Below are 18,156 nucleotides of genomic sequence, written 5' to 3'. Positions count from 1 at the left end.
CAATGTCCAATTTAAGCACAGGTTATATTTCAGGCGTTTTCGGTGGCCTTATCGATAATGCAGACGACAAAGTGTCGACTTTTATTACAGACCATACAGGTACTACAGCTAGCGACGGTACTTTTACGAAAGATCCTACTGGAACACTAGTCTTAAGTGCGTCCGAGTCACTTGAGCTTCAGCAGTTGATGGCCGATCAGAGCATCGCCGCTCAAACATCGACGTCAACACTAAAATCCGTCAAAGATTCAATTTCAGCTTCTGCACGAAATATTTAATACGTCGGGGTCATTTGACCCTGCTACTTTTAGCTGTAAGTGAGCCCAGTTTATGATTCAGTTGCTTAGTCCAGATAATGCATTTTCTGGTGCAAACCTGATCGTTTTGTTGACGCTGGCGTTGTTGTCAACGGTATTTTTTATCTGCTTTTCTGGTTTTGTTAAATACAACATTGTGCTCAACATTATTAAAAATGCGGTTGGGACTCAGCAGATACCACCTACGATCGTTGTCAACTTGCTTGCAGCGCTAATGGCGCTGAATAGTTTATGGCCAGTTATTAAGCCCGGTATTGAGCGCGTAAAGCCCTATTTCTCTGAACAGAAGAAAGAGACTCTTGGTTTGCCATTGGATCTGACATTGGAAGAAGAGCAGCCCAAAGATATTACGATGTATTATTTAGCCAGTAACATCTTTGATTTTTTCCCCGAATTGTTGGATCGAGCTGAGACTAAGACTAATCAATTGACAAGTATGATCGATATTCCACTTCATTTTGATGAGGATAACGATACGTTTAAGTTTTTTCTAGGCAATCTGATTCTTGACCTATATCAGGGTTTTGAACTGGGACTTAAATTGTACATGGTGTTTGTCAGCATCGACTTTTTGATTGCGGTGATTTTGAGTGGTGTTGGTATGACGATGTTGTCACCTACCGTAATTTCAACACCCGTGAAACTGGCGGTTTTCTACTTCTCGGATAGCTGGACTTTATTGTTCAGAGCTCTTGGCTAATATGGGGGAATTATTATTTCCCAATTGGATGCTGTTTGCTGGTTTTTTCCTTTTTTTAAAAATTTATAACCCGACCAGGCTTTATTTAGACAACATTACCTGTCTTGCGATCGCCGCAGCAATAGCGATTTTTGTTGATTCTAGTCAACTCGACCAGATCCCAACATTTGGTTGGGTGATAACGGCGGTGATTTTTGCGATGTTCTCCTCTGTTCCTTACTGGCTTAGTGGAACCGTAGGCAGCGTTATTCAACAGTTATTACTACTTAACGAGCAGTCGGTTCAGGACAAACGCTTTACGGATGAATCGGAGGCGTTGGCAAAAATAAGTAGCTTAACTTTCTTAGTTTATGCATTGCAAAGCGGTACTTTGTTTCGCCCGATCATTGACGTGATAGCGCACAGTAATGAGACAAATCTCAATCTAGATTTTGAGTCCTTGTTCTTCCTCATCACGGATAGTTTGAAGATGATGGTAATTGTAGCAGGCAAGTACATCATTATTATGCTCGCGATTACAGTCTGTTGCGGTTACGTCGATCTGTTTTTCAAAAAAGCATCCTTATCACTTTTTGTTACACCAAACATTAAAGCGATCGTGGTGATTATTTTACTTAACCTCTGGTTGCTGAACGACCAGTTTTATGTTTTCAAGCAAATGATGCAAAAGGTAGGCTATGGCTAGAGTTGAAATGATAAATACCACTTATAATACTGGGCTATCAGAAACTCAATCTGATTTCGAATTAGTGGCTCAGCAGGTAGATAAAAATAAGCAAGCTCTAGGTGAAGCTTCTTCTGGTGAGGATAATGTTGTTACTGAGCAGGATGTTGTCGATATGGTGATTGAACAAACTGTGATTAACGAAACTATTCGCCGTATGAAAGCAGATCAACAACGTCTAGAAGAGATTATTGATGAAGTATAAACGACTACTGTGCCTAATCTTTTTGTCGACACTGGTTCGAGCTGAAGTGTTGATTAAACAGCAGGATATTAATTTGCAAGGTGCGCTCAAAGCAATAGCTAAAGAGATGCAAGTTAAGCTGGTTGAAGATGTAGACAACAAAACTGAACGTCAGTTGATTACTCAGACATTATCAGGGAATGGAGCGGATCTGTTAAGCCAGTTATCAGAAGTATATGACTTTGACTGGTATGTTTACGGCGGTACTCTCACGGTTCAGTCGGGTCAAGCTTATATCAATTATGCTTATAAACCGCGTAACATCGCACCGAAAACCTTGTTAAAAGAGCTCCAACAAACCTTCAAAATAAGCACGACAACTAAGGTGAAGTTAGTTGAACGCGGTAATTCTATCTTGTTCTCTGGTACTCGAAAGTTTGTCAATGATGCGGTCGGTTACGCGACTATGGTGGATAAGAACCAGTTTCTTGAGAATGGTAATGACCTTGAACTGGCAAGAATCAATTTCCATTACCTCTCTGTGGTTGACCGACAAATTGATACTTTTGACGGCAACATTGTCTTCCCCGGTGCTACTTCTTTGATTTCAGCCGCGATCATAAACATTGGGCAATTCCAAAATGTTAACGACGATGAAATTATTCAAAGAGCCTACAAAGTAAAGCTGAGTGATGGGGATAAACAACAGCTAGATGAAGAAGAGAAAACTTCCAAAGTACAGCCTTTACCAGGCTCTAATGCACTACTTATCCGTGGGACACCTGCTGAAGTTAAGCTAGCGAAACGAATTGCAGCTCTGATCGATATTAAGCGTCAGCAATTATTATTTTCACTCAAAGTGTACGACATCGCAGTATCTAGAAGTGAAAACCTAGGAATAGACAGCTCTTGGTTAAATGGCAGTCGTGGTATATACGACATAGTGGTGCCCCCGTTTACGCAAACTAAGGATTTTCTACAAAATTTTCAGGCTTTGTCGTCGAATGGGGTTGCGCGCGGTATTTATGAGACCAATTTATTGATTCTGGAAAATCAGCAGGGTCATTTTGGTAAAAAAGATACGGCAACGATTACTTTGATATCAGAGAAACAAGTCCAGACTCAAGAGATTGAGGCTGACAATAGCCTCTATGTCACTGGTCGTTTGCTTCCCTCTGGCGATGTCCAAGCTAAAGTCGAATATATTGAAGAATCTTTGGATGATGACGAGGATGAGGGAGGCGGGACGTCAAAACCGCCGAGAGTTAGCTCTCAGTCATTGCAGTCAGAAGTGTATATCCAACCTCAGCAAACCGTTATTTTGGGAGGCTTTGACAATACAGTAACCCAACAAACTGTCACCGGAGTCCCCGTTCTTTCTAGTATTCCGCTTTTAGGTGAGTTGTTTAAAAATACTAACGAAACTAAGAGAAAATATAAACGCTACGTATCGATCTCTTTTAAGGTGATTAACTAATGTTGACGCACTGTTTTAAGGTCAAGGAGTCCTATCAAGATACGGTTATTTGTCATGTTTCTGTCGATACCTTTGTTGGTCAGGAGTGTTTTATCGATACGGTTACGATGGAGCGTATTCGGGGGGAAGTGATGAAAGTTGCCGGATCGCGAGTTGAGATAAAGCTTCTTCAGCCCGGAGCTGTCCAGCGTGGCGGTCGAGTTGAAATTACGCCGCGTCGTTTCTGCTTCCCATTAAATGAAAATGCCTTGGTTGGGAAAGTGATCAACTGCTATGGCGAATCGATTTATGGCGATAACTATCTCAATCAAGAAGGTCAGTTTCATGATCTACCAATTGCTGTAGAGCCGATACCTCTAAATGTTCGCGCACCGATTGAAACCGTTTTTCCAACCAAACTCAAAATTATTGATGGACTTTTTACCATTGGAGAGGGGCAACGTGTTGGTTTGTTTGCACCAGCAGGAGCCGGAAAGACGACTACGGTATCTATTATGGCGAACAATATGGATGCTGATGTCGTGATCTTCGCCATGATTGGCGAACGAGCTCGTGAAGTCGTTGAGTTCCTTGAAGGTGAAATTGGCCCTGAAGTCATTCAGAAATCGATCACTATAGTATCGACCTCGGAAGCTAATCCTTTGGAGAAGGTACGTTCAGGGTTAGTCGCCGTCTCTATTGCTCGTCATTATATGGAGCAGGGCAAGAAGGTAGTGTTGTATTTTGACTCACTGACTCGTTTTGCTCGCGCTCAAGCGATGCTGGATAACACGCCGATCAAAGGGGGAATCCCGATAGGCGTTTCCCTCGCTTTGTCTCGCTTGGTGGAAAGCTGTGGCAACTCTAAGTTTGGCTCTGTAACCGGAATCTTCACGGTATTGATTGAAAAGGAAATTGATGATGACCCAATCGCGCATGAAGTGAAGTCTCTGATTGATGGTCATTTGGTTTATTCGACGACAATAGCATCAACTGGCCGTTACCCTGCTATCGATGTTTTAAAAAGTAAAAGTCGTTTGCAGAATAAAGTTCAGAGCCATGAGTTCGTAAGGTTATCGGAACGGGTAAAAGACATGGTTTATCGCTACTTCAATGTTGAGTTGTTGATTCGAGTTGGAGAGTACGAAAAAGGAAATGACTTAGAAACCGATGAGGCGATAGATCGTTATCCGCACATTATGTCTTTCTTAAAGCAAGGGTTCGATGGAGTGGAATATGAGCAAACCCTCGAAGCGATGGAAGGAATTTGGACAGCTTATTGATATTGTTGATATTCGTATTGGTAAACAGCAAAGAAAGCTCGTTAACCTGAGGAAGCAGTATCAGGAATTGGTCAATTTCATTGAAGAGAAGTGGCAAGAAATTGAGGAGCAACAGCGTTATTTGAAGTGTCTTAATGTCGTTGGTGAATCTAACGCCCTTAGTCGGTTGTTTATGCGCCGAGAAAGTACCAAATCAGCGATAGAGTCTTTGTTCTTTGATGCCTCGATAAAGCGTCAGAATGCACAAGAACTGGCGCATCAAATAACAGATGTTGAAGCGGAAAAGCGAAGATTAGAAAAGCGAAAGGACGCGCTCGCCGAACTTCGCGAGAAGATGAGGTATGAAAAGCATGATTAACTTATTTATCAGTGAGGTGACTCGTACGACACTCAATACTGGTGAAGGATTCGAGTTGGATCAACACCTCACTGATTTACGCGAACCTGATTTAGATACACTTCTGCTTTTCGACGATAAAGAGTTAGAAACTGAGATTAAAGTTGAGCTTCTGATAGCAAAAGGAATCCCCCAAACGAATGTTTTTGGTGACCTTTGTATTAAGGAACCCAAGCAGAGCTGTGAGAATAAGAGGGATCAACCTGTCGTTGAAAGCAAAGCCGCAATTGATCCTTTGGTTATCGTCAAGCGAGATTCTGATGGTCAATCTGGATTAGGTCTAGCAGGAACGCTGCGATATGGTCAGCCAATGTTGAACAGGGTAACGTTACAAAAAGTGAGTTTATCGCTGGATGCCAAGGTCGTGCATGCATTGTTAAATACAATGCCAATGGTTGCTGATTTAGATAAAGCCTTCATGGGACAACTATCAAATTTAAGAGGGCGAGAACATCATCCTGTTACTCAGGTTTCAGCAGAGGTGACCCTAGCTCCTCCTCTTCATCAACGAGAACGGAGTCATGGTGTTGTTGCTACGGCTGGTAATGCCGAGCCTAATGTGACTAGTCGATTCGGAATGCCCCAAGTAACTAGATCTATCGACCAGCGTGAAATGAGTAATAGCTCTGTCGCTAAGATTGGTATTACCGAGCCAGGCGTGACCAGTCATTCAAAGGAAAGAACTACTCTGCCCGAGTTTAGGTCTCTCGATGACCGAGACCGAAGTAGCATTGCGAAGACAGGTCCTATTGTTCTAGATGAGATCTGGCGAACTAGAGCGGTCATGGCTCCCCCCGAGCCTAGGTATTCCAAGGAGCAAGGTCTGAATAATAGTTTTTCGGGTAAAGCAGTGCCTACAATGTCTGATGTGCCAAATCGAACAGGGACGCTATCGCTTCCCTTTACTCCGTCAGGGCGACATACATTGAGTGGTCGAGTCACTTCGCAGAGATCAACTCTGGTTCAACGGGGTGCTGTCTCGTCTGAATTGGTCAATCAAGTCGCACTCACTACCGTGATCTCTGAGGAAGGGAAAGCAAGCCACGATATTTTCCATAGGGAGGTGGTAAAAACCAATACAGACCGAGGAGGATTGACTGTCCCGTCATCGCTTGCATTACAAACACTAGTACCAGTAGAGAGAACAACGAGAACGCACTTCGAGCTCGCACCAGAAATGTTCTGGCAATACCCTCTGGTCAATAGTTATCGAGTTCTGTTTCGTAATAAATATTATCTATTTGAATTTGAGGAGCACCAAGTGACTAGTTTTCTAGAGGATGTTTATGACCGTACTTGATGTGACCGCAGCCTGTTTGGACATAGTGAAAGATGCGATCATTATATTTTCGTTGAGTTTTGTGATAACTGGTGTGGTTGTTGGTCTGCTTCAAACGGTGTTTAGCGTCCAGGACCCTGGTTTACCTATGGCGGCAAAGTTGGTTGTTTTCATCATCTTGCTCACTCAGGTTGGAGGCAACATTTATGACCAGTTTCATTTGTTGTTCCGGCAGCTATAACCATTATTTACATCAAGTTTAAATATTGTAAGTTCACAGGAGTTAATGTTGAAAAAGTTGCGAGAAATAGTATTCAAAACCTTGGTCGAAAACCTAGGAGTACCCGCGAACATGTTGTCAAGAATCGAGGGTAATCAACCTATTGCTATTGAGTTGGTCGATGGAGAGGAGATTTTTATTTCACTGAATGAAAAGAGTATTCAAGCGTTCGTAGAAATACCTTTACGTGATCGACGTGTCTTGGCTCTCAAAGCATCAAAACTGGTTGAATTATTGATGTCTGATGAGCAGGTATTTATGAACACCACTAAAGATAAACTTATTATGGTATCAGAGTGGGAGGTCAATGCCGCGAGTGTAGAAAGGCAGTTGGCCGACAAACTGACGCTATTTAACAAAGCGGTGCATTGCATAAAGATATAAACGTTCATTAAACGTTATTGTGGGGAAATTGTTTAGCCTGTACATGGATGTCATTATTGTGAAGTATCTTAGTGTCGCTCCAGAGCAAGAATCTGGCCACCATTAATAAAACTTATTAAAATAAGGTAGTTTTCACTTCGGTGTTTTATTTCAATCAAGTTTCGGTTGGGTAGATACCGTTCTGCGCTATAAAAACTGTTTATGATAGGAGTCTCAGGTAGGCGTTTGTTTCCAATAAAATTAGAGGTATGTTCAGTGAAACTCATACTATAAACGTTTTCACTGAGCGATAAATACGTTCCTTTTTTTTGTGTTTCGAAATACAACTTTTCGTTATTTGGAGTAATTTCTTCAACGACTGACTTCATTTCGAATTTGTTATCATCGAAGTATATTTGTGACTTACTACGGCCGCAGTAGTCGCTTGCAACATCTTCGACTCGGTAATCTATATCATAAGCAACGCCAGGAGTGTCACTGAAACCGTAGATAATAAAGAGTAAAATATTGAGGAAAGCGACAAGGAATAAACTAATTGAAAGCATGACTTACCTCATCGACTAATAGTTTTACGACTTGCTTATTTTCAAATCCTTTTTCTAATAAAATTAATTTATTGGTGATTTTACCCTGCTGATCTACGATAGCAAAAGAGAGGTTCTCTTTTAATAGTAAGACATCAATTCTTTGTGGCTTAATTTTATTTTTATCTAGCCAACAATCAATTTCTTTACCTGCTTCTAAAGCAAACTTTGTATTGTCCGAATAGATTGTTGTTGTCCCTTGTGCAAAGCTTATTTTTGGATATTTAGTTGTTTTTTGTTTGATTAATATCAGCTTGTAAACCTTATATGACAAATTAGCAGTCGATACTAAAAGTAAGCTCAGTATTGTTAGTTTAAACCCACAACTGAGGTTATTTGTACAGTTTAGCCACCGCTTAAGTCGAGGTATGTTGTTTTTTTGTATTTCTTTTATTAATTTAGCCTCTTTTTGAAATGGTTCTATGTAGCTATCAACAGAAAGGCTTTCATTACTGATCTTGTGAACGATAGATTCGTCTAGTACGTAGCCGATTTTTGGGACGGTTTTTAACCATTTTTGTTCTTTGCCGTTGTCGCCTAACAACGTTCGTATGTTACGAATCGATTGGGTTAGTGAACTATCAGAAACGATTTTTCCAGGCCATCCTTTTTCCAATAGCGATTCTTTAGAAACGATCTTTCCTGCATGAAAGCACAACTCTTTGAGAGTTAATAAATCATGTGTACCTATTCGCAACTGTTGATTGGTTTTTGAGTCGAGAATAAACAGAGAGTCCTCGATTAAAACGAATTGCTTGACTTTAAAGGCTCTCGTCATTTTGTGTTTCCTTCAGTGATATAGTGAAAGAAACTTGCTTCTTGGTGATATTCTGTAAGGAGGTCAAGTGACGAATACGGAGCGTTTTTAGCTGATTCGTTAAACATGCAAGTATTAATAAACATTAAACTAGATATCAAATGTTCTTCAATCGGCAACTATACCTCAAATTGAGCTGTTGTTAACCTAATAAGTATAATTGATCACCTTGCCCTTTATAAATTGAGTCAAAGGTTTTGAGTCGCTTTCTATGTCATTTCAATCGTGACTTTACTGCATACTATTTAAATTTCCCCACCGCTCCCTGCAAGACTGGTGTGAGTAAAACGACAGTTTTAGATTAGATAGAAAGCAAAAAGGGGCCCATACAATGAGCCCCTTTAAAATCAGTATTTGAAAAGAACTACCGACACGGTGCGAAGATGTCTTGGTTCTCTCGGTATTCTTTGGTTTGAACGTCCATCAGGCCAAGCAAGGAGTCGAACAGGTTATCGTGAGAAAAGCTCTGCTCTTTTCCCGCCTTTCTTAAGCAGGTCTCGCTTATCCCTTTCTGCGCAGCAAAACCATCAGACATCCATAGGATCATAGGTACGTGAGTCTGCTCTTTTGGTGCCAGAGAGTAGGGCATGCCATGAAGATACACACCATTCTCCCCTAAAGACTCTCCGTGATCCGAGATATACATCAGCGCGACATTGTATTTGTCGGTCAGTTTCTCCAGTTTCTGAATCGCCTGTGAGAGAAAGAAATCCGTGTACAAGATGGTGTTGTCGTAGGTGTTAACTACTTCCTCTTTGGTGCAGTTTTCAATGTCGGCGCGAGCGCAGTCTGGCGCAAATTTCTTATGTTCGTCAGGGTAACGCTCAAAATACGTTGGGCCATGAGACCCCGAAATGTGGTAGAAAATGATGCTATCTTGCTCAAGATCTTGAGTATCTTGCTCAAAGTTCTCTAACATTGCCGTGTCGTAGCATACATCGTTATTACACAGAGGGTCACTGTCTTTGGCGACGAGAGTCATTTCTTTGATTCGATGTGCGACGGCTTTGTCTCCCCCATCATGTTCTCGCCAGATGGAGTGGATCCCCGCACGGTTCATAATGTCGACCACGTTATCTTGGTTGTAAGCTTTGTCGCGATCGTAGTTACTGCGATTCATGTTTGAGAACATGCACGGTACTGAAACGGCGGTGGCGGTTCCGCATGATTGAACATCAGAGAAAAATATCGGGTTGTAAGGCTTGGTATGAGCATTGGTTTCTTTCTCATAGCCATAATATTGGTAGTTGTATACACGTGCGGTTTCACCAAGAACAAACACTAACAATGTTGGTTTTTCTGCTTGTTTCGCTTCTGGTTTTAGCTGCGCATCTAACCCTAACTCTTGATAAGGGATAGGCTCTTTTATGTAGGTGTTATTGATGTATTTGACCGTTGATGCCACGTATTCGGTTGGGATGATCATCTTTTTGATGTGCGAGTTATTGCGGCCAATCGAAACGTAATCTTTGTAAAACAGCCCTGCAATAATGGCGATGACGATCAAAGAAGAGAGCAGCCCAATCGACTTCCAGACAAAGAAATCTTTCCAAGGCTCTCTCTTAAGTTTGGTTAACAAGAGGATGAGTGACGGAATACCGCCCATCACGAGTAACCATAAGATGGAGTGGGTACTTACATAGCTTGCTGCTTCACCACTATTGGTCTCGAATACGTTTTCTATCATCCCGTAGTCTACATAGATGCCGTAATTGAACATGCTGTAGCTGACGAGTGTCGAGGTGATCAGCAATAAAATAAAAAACGGCTTGGAGAATATCGGCCAATTAAAGACTTGGAAGATAAAATTGAAGGCAGCAAGGAAGAAAATCGGGATGGATATAAGAAACGCTACACTTTCAGACTTTGATGCCTGAACAATACTAAACAGTTCTAGGGAGAGAGGGATGTTGATGACAAGCAGATAATACACAGCCAACACAAAGGGCAGCTTGTTTATCGACATGTTTAAGCTTGGAAGGTTCATAGGTTTTGTTTTCCTGCGTCTCTTATTCCTTTATTTTAGTCTCGCTACCAAGAAAGCTCTAATATCAACGCATAAAGCCCAAATAAGTAATGGTGAGCGATAAACCGGCTAAAGTGACATAACGCGATGGGTTGTGTAGATACAAAAAATTCACTTTACTGAGTGACCTTCATGACAAGGTGGAACAGCAAAGTGAATTAGTATGTTCAGCTTATTCTATGTGGTTCAATCACATTAGAAGTTGTATGAACCACCGAAGCTAATGCTGCTGAATGCTAGTGTTTTGTCTTCTTTCTTAAAGCCGTAGTCGTTTTCAACACTCACTGCGTCTGCTTGTGAAATTAGACGTAGTGTTAGATGTTCGATTGGCGTGTATTCAACACCAACACCAAAGTGGAAACCAGTACCGCTATCATCATCGTAACCAGCGCTCTTGTTTGCGTTCAGGTCAACAGAGCTTAAACCAGCCAATACGAATGGGCGGATTGTGTTGTCGAATGTGTAACCAAGATTTGCTGACAAAGAAACAGACGTCGGAGACAGCTTTGCAGTGCCTTTTTTGTAGTCCGCGTAATCGTTGTAGCCAAGTTCAACACCTACGATACGGTTGAATTGGTAGCCACCGTATAGGTTGTAGCCCATGCCATCTGAATCTAAATTACCTTGACCATCGGTATCAGAATCTTGGTATACGCCAAGGCCGCCACCAATGTACGCACCGCCGTCAGTACCTGCTGCTAAAGCAGGAAGAGAAACTGCGCTGATTAAACCTAGTGCTAATGCTGATTTTGTTAACTTGTTCATCTTCGTTACTCACTCTTTAATGTCATGCCAGTATCAATAATTTTTGTTTTGCGACCTTTCGACCGTTGGTGAGCATTATTCCGTAGTCTTGTACCTATTACTGTATGGCTTTGTAAGTTGAATCGTTACATAGATACAAAAACTCACTTTACTGTGCTGCCTTATCACAGGGCAGAGTAGCAAAGTGAATTTGAGTTATTTACTTACTATGTCGTCACTGGAAAAACATTAGAAGTCGTATGAACCACCGAAGCTAACACTGTTAAACGCTAATGTGTGGTCGTCGGTTGAGAACGTCGATCCATTAAATTTATAAGAGTCTTCTACGCTTACAGCATCTGCTTGAGAAATCAGGCGAAGTGTTAGGTGTTCAACCGGCGTGTATTCAACACCAACACCAAAGTGGAAGCCTGTGCCGCTATCATCATCGTAGCCTGCAGCGCTATTCGCATTGAGGTCAACAGAGCTTAAGCCTGCTAGTACAAATGGGCGAATGGTGTTGTCGAACGTATAACCTAGGTTTGCAGATACAGAAATAGACGTAGGTGAAAGCTTGTCTGTGCTGTTCTTGTAGTCTGCATAATCGTTGTAGCCAAGTTCCACACCAACGATACGGTTGAATTGATAACCGCCGTATAGGTTGTAGCCCATGCCGCTAGAATCTAGACTTGGAGCTCCGTCAGTATCTGAATCTTGATAGACACTAAGCCCGCCACCCACGTATGCGCCGCCGTCGGTGCCTGCTGCTAAAGTTGGTAGTGAAACTAAGCCGATTAAGCCAAGTGCTAATGCTGATTTTTTCATGATAATACCTTGTTTACTCATCCTGTGATGTAAATTACGGTATCGCTGATTAATGATTTATAAAACCTTCACAAATGAAACCTATCTTTTCATTCATTGTGCGATTGTCTGTATACCTAGAGTTTTCAAGTGTTAACGGAATTTTTGTTGATTATATTGCTTATAAATAAAATCCATATATTGACAAACGGTTAAATTTGATAAATAAAACGATGTTTTTTAAGGTGTCGATAGGGGTTCTGGTTTTTAACTTGTTGAAAAATATAGACTAGTTAATTTGTTTTATGTCGTATTATAGTATTTATTGGTTTGCGGCGGAGTGTTGATTGCAGTGATAACAAGGAGAGTTAGATGTTAAACAGATCAAACACAGGGTTGGTGGTTGTGGACGTACAAGGCAAGCTCGCACGCCTTGTTGATGACAGCGATACACTGATTTCTAACTGTGGAAAGCTGATTAAGGGCGCGCAGATTTTGGGGCTGCCAATTGTTAGCCTGGAGCAGAACCCAGAGAAGTTAGGTGCTACGGTCGACGAACTGAATGACCTATTGAGTGATGCTAAGCCGATACCGAAATTTACGTTTAACGCGTGTGGCGAACCTAAATTTTTTGAAGCAGTGCAAGCCAAGGATGTCGATACGTGGTTGGTGTGTGGCATTGAGGCTCATATTTGTGTCTATCAAACCACAATGGGATTGTTAGATCTTGGGTACAAGGTTCAGGTAGTTGGCGACTGCATTAGTTCACGAACAGCATTGAATAAGAAACTGGCCATCAGCCGATTGCGGGACGCTGGTGTCCAGATAACGGGATTAGAAATGAGCTTATACGAGCTAGTGAAAGATTGCCGCGCACCAGAATTAAAGTCCATTCTGTCCTTGATTCGTTAACTTGGGTTTCGTTAAGGTCCGATTCGTTATTTTCCCCCTTTGAAGAGGTCTATTTGAACAATCTAATCGTATTTACCGGTGGGCCGGGATCTGGCAAAACCTCGGTCATCGATGCTTTGAAAAGTCAGGGCTATCGCTGCGCACCAGAAGTAGGACGTAAAGTGATTCAACACCAAGTTGAGCAACAAGGTAGCGCTTTGCCGTGGTTAGATAAAGTGGCTTTTCGTGATGAGATGGTGCGAGAAGAGTTAGCCAATTATCAAGCGTTCGAATCGAGTGAACAGCCTGTTTTCTTTGATAGAAGCATCGTAGATTCATACGGTTACAGCTTGTTAGAAACGCTGCCTATTCCAGAGTCCTTGCTGAATAACTGTAATGAGCTCGCATACAACAGCATGGTATTTATCTTCCCGCCATGGGACTCTATTTTCATCAATGACCAAGAGCGCAAACAAGATTTCGATGAAGCGATCGCCACTTACCATAAGATGGTGGCCGCCTATACTCAGTTTGGTTATCAGCTGGTGGAAGTACCCAAATTATCTGTTGAGGAACGAGTTGAGTTTATCTTAGCTTCAATTGACTCAGGAGAGTAACTCCCAGAAAAACCACAACTAAGAAAGCCCCGCAGTATCGACTCGATGGAGTGGATACTGCGGGGCTTTTTATTCAGACTTAGTTTGTGGTGTACTAGCGGCGAGAAGCTTGGTTTCGGTAACGTTTAATCGCCGAGAGGTTGTCGGTCGCCACCGCCTCGGTAGGAATCAAGCGCAACCTTCAAGCGACGTAGCTTGTCGCGCGAGCGGTTCTTGTGATTGACCGCCATGCCCATCGAAAGCACATCTACTAGTGCCAACATTGCGTAACGAGAAGCCGATGGTTTGTAGATGAAGTCGGTTTCCATGTGTTTGATTGGCAACAAGATATCCGCAATTTTTGCTAGCGGTGTGTCTTGTGGGGTAATAGCGATAATCTTAAGTCCGTACTGCTTGGCTAGCTCGGCAGTTTCAGTGATCACGGGCGTAAAGCCTGTCGCTGAAATCATCACCATCACGTCATTGGCATCTGCCGTGGCAGCAACCATACGTGACATTAGGCCATCGTTGTACGACACCACTGGGTAGCCCAATCGGAACAGTCGGTGTTGCAGTTCTTGTGAGGCGATAGTCGAGCCGCCACCCATGCCGATAGCAATGATCTGTCTGGCGTTATGCAGCCAGCTCACTGCAGTTTCAACGTCTTGCTCTTTGAACAGAGTTCGGTTGATATCTAGGCTCTGCTTGATCGATTCGTAGATACCTTGATAGCCCGTTTGGTCAACAGGTTCGAGGATAAAGCGCTGGCCAACGGTTAGTGTTTGAGCCAACTTAATCTTCATATCACGCACGTTGCTGCAGCCGATCGCTTTAGCAAAACGTGTGATGGTGGCTTCACTCACTTGCGCACCTTCGGCTAGCTCTGTGATGCTGGCATTGGCAGCAAAATCAATGTCATCCATGATCAGCTTGGCGACTTTCTTTTCTGCATCACGAAGAGCAGGAAAACGCTCTGTTATCTGTGAAATGATATCTACTTCTAAACTCAAGAATCCTGATCCTTTGTTGATGGGGCTATTTGCTAATACCTAGTCATTGGTCGCTAAAGCTTAGCCCCGTTAGTATATCTTATTGTTTCGTTGATTCTAGCTTATTGAAAAATCGACCTAGAAACAGGTTTCCACCCAATTAGTCACCTGATGTTCGTCATCGCGGATGGCAATGTAGCGCCATTTGTCGAAGGTTAAACATGGGTGTGAGGTAGAGAACGCAATCATGTCGCCCACTTCAATCTCAGAAGAGCCATCGGTTTCAACAAAGGTATGTTGATCCATCACCGCAGTAGAGGTTAAGCCTTTCACTGAGATTGCTTCGCCGTTGCGATAGCCGCGCTCGGCAATCGGTAAACCTGCATCAAAGGCCACATCACGCTTGCCTAGTCCAACCACTAACTTTGTTGGTTCCGGACGAGAGATTACATACGCCCATACCTCAAGTGCCGATTCCAGATCTCCACCCAATTCGCACGCGTAACCTTGGTTTGCTTGGGCACGTTGTAGCACTTTGCTTTGAGCGTCTAGGTAGATACCTGTGTCGTGAATCGCATAACAGCCCGGGCGGATGATCGCCAAGTAATCGGTTAGGTTCGCTAAACATTCTGCAACCACGTCATACCAAGCAGAGCCGGCACCCGTGATGATAGGTTGCCCTGCAATTAGGCCATCTGATGCGAGGCTTTCGACCGAAGTCAGTGCCTGTTTCAAGAAGGTGCGAATGTCTTGTTCTGCGTTGTCACCGTGAATAACACCCTCATATACCTCAATACCCGCTAGCGAAAGCGCAGGCGTATCTTGGATGGTTTGAGCCAGTTCTAGAACTTCTTGTGGTGAACGACATCCACAACGACCGCCCGGTACACCAAATTCGATCAGTACCTTTAGCGTCTGCTTTGTATTGGCGAAATATTGGTTAAGTTGCTGTACGTTGACTGAAGAATCCACACAACAGTAAAAGTCGACATCAAACTCACTGATCAGCTGTTCAACGATCGCCATGTTGGTTTTGCCCACCAATTGGTTAGCCATGATGATGCGTTTTGCACCTGCCATAGCTGCAATTTCGGCCTGTGCAGGCGTCGCGACGGTAATACCCCAAGCGCCATTTTCTAGCTGTTGGCGGAAAAAATCAGGTGTCATGGAGGTTTTGCCGTGTGGCGATAATTTAACCTGATGATGATCGGCGAATGATTGCATCCAATTTAGGTTATTGGTTAAGGCTGATTGCTTGATAACCGCAACCGGAAGCGAAACATCTTCATCAATCAGTCGATAAACACCGTTCTCAGATTGTGATACCGCTCTCCCTTTTTGGCCTTTTTCAGTCAAGATAAAACCTTCTTTTTGATACTTTCTAACATTTTCGAGTGCAGGGTTATTTTTCATTGCTGATTCCTAACATGATGTAAGTCGTTGTTTTGTTATGTGTAAATCTATCATTCTTGTTGTTTGTGATAGAAACTATCACACAATTTAAAATATAATGTGTGTTTTGTCACTGAAAACAATCGGCCAAATTTTTAAGATAGCTTCATCAACACAGTGGATTGAGAGAGTGAAAAATGTTGTTCGATACGATAATTAAAAATGTAGAGGTGTTTGATGGCACCGGCGAACAATCGTTTTGTGCCGATGTAGCAATCCGAGATGGAAAAATCGCCGAAATTGGTCAAATCGATCATGAAGATTGTGGCCAATTGGTTGAAGGAGCAGGCTTAGCATTGGCTCCTGGTTTTATCGATGTACATACACATGACGATACCAATGTAATTCGTTACCCAGACTGCCTGCCTAAGATCAGCCAAGGTGTCACAACCGTGATTGTTGGTAACTGTGGTATCAGCGCATCACCAACCGTTTTGGCTGGTGATCCACCTGACCCAATGAATCTTTTAGGCGCACAAGCTGACTTTAAATACCCAACTTTCACCGCGTATGCACAAGCAGTAGAGCAAGCTCAACCGGCAGTAAATGTCGCAGCGTTAGTTGGCCATACCACATTGCGTAACCAAGTGATGGATGACCTGCAACGAACTGCAAGCGAAGATGAAATCGCAGCGATGCAAACCAACCTTGATTTGGCGATGGAACAAGGCGCATTAGGTTTGAGCTCGGGTTTGGCTTACGCGAGCGCTAAACAAGCGAATGCCAACGAAGTGATGCAGTTAGCGAAAGTGCTTTCTGGTCACGGCGGCATCTATACCACGCATATGCGTACCGAATTTGAAGAGATCTTAAGCGCGATGGAAGAGGCGTTTGAGACAGGACAATACGCGAAAGTGCCTGTTGTTATCTCCCACCTTAAATGTGCAGGTGCGGGGAACTGGGGTAGAACCGTTGAAGTACTCGACTTAATGGACAAGGTTTCTGAGCACCAAGATGTGTCTTGCGACTGCTACCCATACTCAGCGAGCTCTTCAACATTAGATTTGAAACAAGTGACTGACGATTTCGACATATTCATCACTTGGTCTGAAGCAAAACCAGAACATGCAGGCAAAACGCTTAAGCAGATTGCTGATGAAATGAATCTCCCCCTGATGGACGCAGCAAAAGCGCTTCAACCAGCGGGCGCGGTTTATCATTGCATGGATGAGAACGACGTAAAGCGTGTTTTGAAATACAAACTGACCATGGTCGGTTCCGACGGTTTACCTAATGACCCGCATCCACACCCAAGATTGTGGGGCACCTTCCCGAAAGTGCTAGGTCACTATTGCCGAGACGAAAACCTATTCTCGTTGCCAGAAGCGATTCACAAGATGACCGGAATGTCGGCTCAGCGTTACAACTTAGCGGGCCGAGGCGAAGTTCGCTGTGGTGCCTTTGCCGATTTAGTTTTATTTGATCCAAAGAATATTAAAGACACAGCAACATTTGAAAATCCTATTTCAGTTGCTGAAGGAATAGAAAGTGTATTTGTAAATGGTGAGTTAACTTACCAGCAAGGAAAAGTAAGAAATAATCGTTCAGGCGTTTTTATTTACCGAAACTAGAATTTAAATTATTTATTAAATTCAGATAATTATAAAAAACGGCGAATTAATTTAAATATATTGGAATAGAAACTGTTTTATCTATAAAGCCAATGTTATCTATAAACCCAATATTATCTATAAATAAGTGGAGTTAAAAAATGACTATTAAACGTTACGGTGTTGAAGGCGGTACAGGTACAGGCGGACAACATTTACCATTTGCACGTGCAACTGAAGCAGGTGGTTTCCTATACGTTTCTGGCCAGACACCGATGACAGATGGTGAAGTGGTTGAGGGTGGCATTGTTGACCAGTCTCGCCTAGCGATCCAAAACTGTGTCGATATCATGACTGAAGCGGGCTACGGCCTAGAAGACGTAATGCACGTAAAGGTTGTGCTAACGGATTCTCGTTACTTCCAATCTTTTAATAAGGTATTCAAAGAGTTCTTCGGTGCTAACCCACCGGCACGTATCTGCATGGTCTGTGACCTAGTAGTAGACGTGAAAGTTGAAGTAGATGTGACTTGCTACCGCGCTGATCGCGGATAGTAATAACCTAATCACAATTACCTACTTAGAGAGTATTAGGGGTTAGTCATCCCTGTTATTATCCTTTAATACTCTCATCCTACATTTATAAAAATTACTTTAATTAAAAAAGATAAAATCAATAAAGTAATTATATGAAATATAA

General features: G+C 42.7%; 21 protein-coding genes. 14 read left to right on the top strand and 7 right to left on the bottom strand.

The genetic code is table 11. The annotated features are described in order from the left end of the window. Window positions 1–2: 2 nt before the first annotated feature. From OW495_RS05935 to OW495_RS05890, 10 genes are read left to right on the top strand one after another with little or no spacing between them, the layout of a single operon-like run. Complete coding sequence (locus OW495_RS05935) at window positions 3–278, top strand: hypothetical protein (protein ID WP_019824564.1); 276 nt, start codon at window positions 3–5, stop codon at window positions 276–278. A gap of 52 nt (window positions 279–330) precedes the next feature. Continuing rightward, a complete protein-coding gene (locus OW495_RS05930) occupies window positions 331–1,017 on the top strand; it encodes a flagellar type III secretion system pore protein FliP (RefSeq protein WP_017107708.1) in 687 nt (228 codons plus the stop codon). Window position 1,018: 1 nt separating this feature from the next. After that, window positions 1,019–1,702 (top strand): type III secretion system apparatus protein VscT2, encoded by a 684-nt coding sequence (locus OW495_RS05925; RefSeq protein ID WP_076670915.1) that lies wholly within the window; start codon window positions 1,019–1,021, stop codon window positions 1,700–1,702. Next, on the top strand, window positions 1,695–1,946 hold the full coding sequence (locus tag OW495_RS05920) for a hypothetical protein (protein WP_017107706.1): 252 nt from the start codon (window positions 1,695–1,697) through the stop codon (window positions 1,944–1,946). The genes OW495_RS05925 and OW495_RS05920 overlap by 8 nt, the downstream gene beginning before the upstream one ends. Next, the gene (locus OW495_RS05915) at window positions 1,936–3,402 is read left to right on the top strand and encodes a secretin N-terminal domain-containing protein (RefSeq protein ID WP_019824561.1); all 1,467 of its coding nucleotides are present in this window, start codon (window positions 1,936–1,938) and stop codon (window positions 3,400–3,402) included. The genes OW495_RS05920 and OW495_RS05915 overlap by 11 nt, the downstream gene beginning before the upstream one ends. After that, on the top strand, window positions 3,402–4,664 hold the full coding sequence (gene vscN2, locus OW495_RS05910; protein WP_102513580.1) for a type III secretion system ATPase VscN2: 1,263 nt from the start codon (window positions 3,402–3,404) through the stop codon (window positions 4,662–4,664). Before OW495_RS05915 ends, vscN2 begins: the two co-directional genes overlap by 1 nt. Next, window positions 4,618–5,022: a hypothetical protein gene (locus tag OW495_RS05905; protein WP_065105930.1), complete on the top strand. Its 405-nt coding sequence runs from the start codon at window positions 4,618–4,620 to the stop codon at window positions 5,020–5,022. Before vscN2 ends, OW495_RS05905 begins: the two co-directional genes overlap by 47 nt. Window positions 5,023–5,038: 16 nt before the next feature. Then, window positions 5,039–6,361 carry a hypothetical protein gene (locus OW495_RS05900; RefSeq protein ID WP_289885558.1) on the top strand — a complete coding sequence of 441 codons (1,323 nt, stop codon included), beginning with the start codon at window positions 5,039–5,041 and terminating at the stop codon, window positions 6,359–6,361. Continuing rightward, a complete protein-coding gene (locus tag OW495_RS05895) occupies window positions 6,348–6,581 on the top strand; it encodes a flagellar biosynthetic protein FliQ (RefSeq protein WP_017107701.1) in 234 nt (77 codons plus the stop codon). Before OW495_RS05900 ends, OW495_RS05895 begins: the two co-directional genes overlap by 14 nt. Window positions 6,582–6,626: 45 nt before the next feature. Beyond that, window positions 6,627–7,004 (top strand): hypothetical protein, encoded by a 378-nt coding sequence (locus OW495_RS05890; RefSeq protein WP_017107700.1) that lies wholly within the window; start codon window positions 6,627–6,629, stop codon window positions 7,002–7,004. Window positions 7,005–7,072: 68 nt separating this feature from the next. Here the strand turns inward: OW495_RS05890 and OW495_RS05885 are convergent, their stop codons facing one another. From OW495_RS05885 to OW495_RS05865, 5 genes are all read right to left on the bottom strand, one after another. Beyond that, window positions 7,073–7,549, bottom strand: a complete 477-nt coding sequence (locus OW495_RS05885; RefSeq protein WP_019824557.1) for a hypothetical protein — start codon at window positions 7,547–7,549, stop codon at window positions 7,073–7,075. Continuing rightward, on the bottom strand, window positions 7,536–8,366 hold the full coding sequence (locus tag OW495_RS05880; protein ID WP_102513582.1) for a winged helix-turn-helix domain-containing protein: 831 nt from the start codon (window positions 8,364–8,366) through the stop codon (window positions 7,536–7,538). Before OW495_RS05880 ends, OW495_RS05885 begins: the two co-directional genes overlap by 14 nt. Before the next feature lie 403 nt (window positions 8,367–8,769). Next, window positions 8,770–10,392: a phosphoethanolamine--lipid A transferase gene (locus OW495_RS05875; RefSeq protein WP_289885553.1), complete on the bottom strand. Its 1,623-nt coding sequence runs from the start codon at window positions 10,390–10,392 to the stop codon at window positions 8,770–8,772. A 234-nt stretch (window positions 10,393–10,626) separates the two neighbouring features. After that, complete coding sequence (locus OW495_RS05870; RefSeq protein WP_280533972.1) at window positions 10,627–11,196, bottom strand: porin family protein; 570 nt, start codon at window positions 11,194–11,196, stop codon at window positions 10,627–10,629. A gap of 228 nt (window positions 11,197–11,424) precedes the next feature. Then, the gene (locus tag OW495_RS05865) at window positions 11,425–12,021 is read right to left on the bottom strand and encodes a porin family protein (protein ID WP_289885550.1); all 597 of its coding nucleotides are present in this window, start codon (window positions 12,019–12,021) and stop codon (window positions 11,425–11,427) included. A 330-nt stretch (window positions 12,022–12,351) separates the two neighbouring features. Between OW495_RS05865 and OW495_RS05860 the strand changes: the two genes are divergently transcribed. After that, entirely contained in the window at window positions 12,352–12,891 is a 540-nt protein-coding gene (locus OW495_RS05860; RefSeq protein WP_289885549.1) for a hydrolase, read from the top strand. A 53-nt stretch (window positions 12,892–12,944) separates the two neighbouring features. Beyond that, on the top strand, window positions 12,945–13,487 hold the full coding sequence (locus OW495_RS05855; RefSeq protein ID WP_289885548.1) for an AAA family ATPase: 543 nt from the start codon (window positions 12,945–12,947) through the stop codon (window positions 13,485–13,487). Between the two features lie 125 nt (window positions 13,488–13,612). Here the strand turns inward: OW495_RS05855 and OW495_RS05850 are convergent, their stop codons facing one another. Next, the gene (locus OW495_RS05850) at window positions 13,613–14,476 is read right to left on the bottom strand and encodes a MurR/RpiR family transcriptional regulator (protein ID WP_012600047.1); all 864 of its coding nucleotides are present in this window, start codon (window positions 14,474–14,476) and stop codon (window positions 13,613–13,615) included. A 117-nt stretch (window positions 14,477–14,593) separates the two neighbouring features. After that, the gene (locus OW495_RS05845) at window positions 14,594–15,868 is read right to left on the bottom strand and encodes an amino acid deaminase (protein WP_102299921.1); all 1,275 of its coding nucleotides are present in this window, start codon (window positions 15,866–15,868) and stop codon (window positions 14,594–14,596) included. A 176-nt stretch (window positions 15,869–16,044) separates the two neighbouring features. Here OW495_RS05845 and OW495_RS05840 point away from each other — a divergent pair, with 176 nt between their 5' ends. Beyond that, complete coding sequence (locus tag OW495_RS05840; RefSeq protein ID WP_102299920.1) at window positions 16,045–17,478, top strand: D-aminoacylase; 1,434 nt, start codon at window positions 16,045–16,047, stop codon at window positions 17,476–17,478. 140 nt (window positions 17,479–17,618) lie between these two features. After that, entirely contained in the window at window positions 17,619–18,011 is a 393-nt protein-coding gene (locus tag OW495_RS05835; protein ID WP_004732497.1) for a RidA family protein, read from the top strand. Window positions 18,012–18,156 lie beyond the last annotated feature (145 nt).

The organism is Vibrio sp. 14N.309.X.WAT.E.F5 (assembly GCF_030397615.1).
Taxonomy (GTDB): Bacteria; Pseudomonadota; Gammaproteobacteria; order Enterobacterales; family Vibrionaceae; genus Vibrio; species Vibrio lentus.
Note: the sequence above shows the minus strand (reverse complement) of the source record. Positions and strands in the feature narration are given on the sequence as shown.

What these genes read in the sequence shown, in the direction of transcription:
- OW495_RS05845 (WP_102299921.1), bottom strand. Translation starts at nt 15,868, where the DNA reads ATGAAAAATAACCCTGCACTCGAAAATGTTAGAAAGTATCAAAAAGAA.
- OW495_RS05840 (WP_102299920.1), top strand. Translation starts at nt 16,045, where the DNA reads ATGTTGTTCGATACGATAATTAAAAATGTAGAGGTGTTTGATGGCACC.
- OW495_RS05935 (WP_019824564.1), top strand. Translation starts at nt 3, where the DNA reads ATGTCCAATTTAAGCACAGGTTATATTTCAGGCGTTTTCGGTGGCCTT.
- OW495_RS05915 (WP_019824561.1), top strand. Translation starts at nt 1,936, where the DNA reads ATGAAGTATAAACGACTACTGTGCCTAATCTTTTTGTCGACACTGGTT.
- OW495_RS05905 (WP_065105930.1), top strand. Translation starts at nt 4,618, where the DNA reads ATGAGCAAACCCTCGAAGCGATGGAAGGAATTTGGACAGCTTATTGAT.
- OW495_RS05895 (WP_017107701.1), top strand. Translation starts at nt 6,348, where the DNA reads ATGACCGTACTTGATGTGACCGCAGCCTGTTTGGACATAGTGAAAGAT.
- OW495_RS05875 (WP_289885553.1), bottom strand. Translation starts at nt 10,392, where the DNA reads ATGAACCTTCCAAGCTTAAACATGTCGATAAACAAGCTGCCCTTTGTG.
- OW495_RS05865 (WP_289885550.1), bottom strand. Translation starts at nt 12,021, where the DNA reads ATGAGTAAACAAGGTATTATCATGAAAAAATCAGCATTAGCACTTGGC.
- OW495_RS05870 (WP_280533972.1), bottom strand. Translation starts at nt 11,196, where the DNA reads ATGAACAAGTTAACAAAATCAGCATTAGCACTAGGTTTAATCAGCGCA.
- OW495_RS05920 (WP_017107706.1), top strand. Translation starts at nt 1,695, where the DNA reads ATGGCTAGAGTTGAAATGATAAATACCACTTATAATACTGGGCTATCA.
- OW495_RS05885 (WP_019824557.1), bottom strand. Translation starts at nt 7,549, where the DNA reads ATGCTTTCAATTAGTTTATTCCTTGTCGCTTTCCTCAATATTTTACTC.
- OW495_RS05880 (WP_102513582.1), bottom strand. Translation starts at nt 8,366, where the DNA reads ATGACGAGAGCCTTTAAAGTCAAGCAATTCGTTTTAATCGAGGACTCT.
- OW495_RS05930 (WP_017107708.1), top strand. Translation starts at nt 331, where the DNA reads ATGATTCAGTTGCTTAGTCCAGATAATGCATTTTCTGGTGCAAACCTG.
- vscN2 (WP_102513580.1), top strand. Translation starts at nt 3,402, where the DNA reads ATGTTGACGCACTGTTTTAAGGTCAAGGAGTCCTATCAAGATACGGTT.
- OW495_RS05925 (WP_076670915.1), top strand. Translation starts at nt 1,019, where the DNA reads ATGGGGGAATTATTATTTCCCAATTGGATGCTGTTTGCTGGTTTTTTC.
- OW495_RS05860 (WP_289885549.1), top strand. Translation starts at nt 12,352, where the DNA reads ATGTTAAACAGATCAAACACAGGGTTGGTGGTTGTGGACGTACAAGGC.
- OW495_RS05890 (WP_017107700.1), top strand. Translation starts at nt 6,627, where the DNA reads ATGTTGAAAAAGTTGCGAGAAATAGTATTCAAAACCTTGGTCGAAAAC.
- OW495_RS05835 (WP_004732497.1), top strand. Translation starts at nt 17,619, where the DNA reads ATGACTATTAAACGTTACGGTGTTGAAGGCGGTACAGGTACAGGCGGA.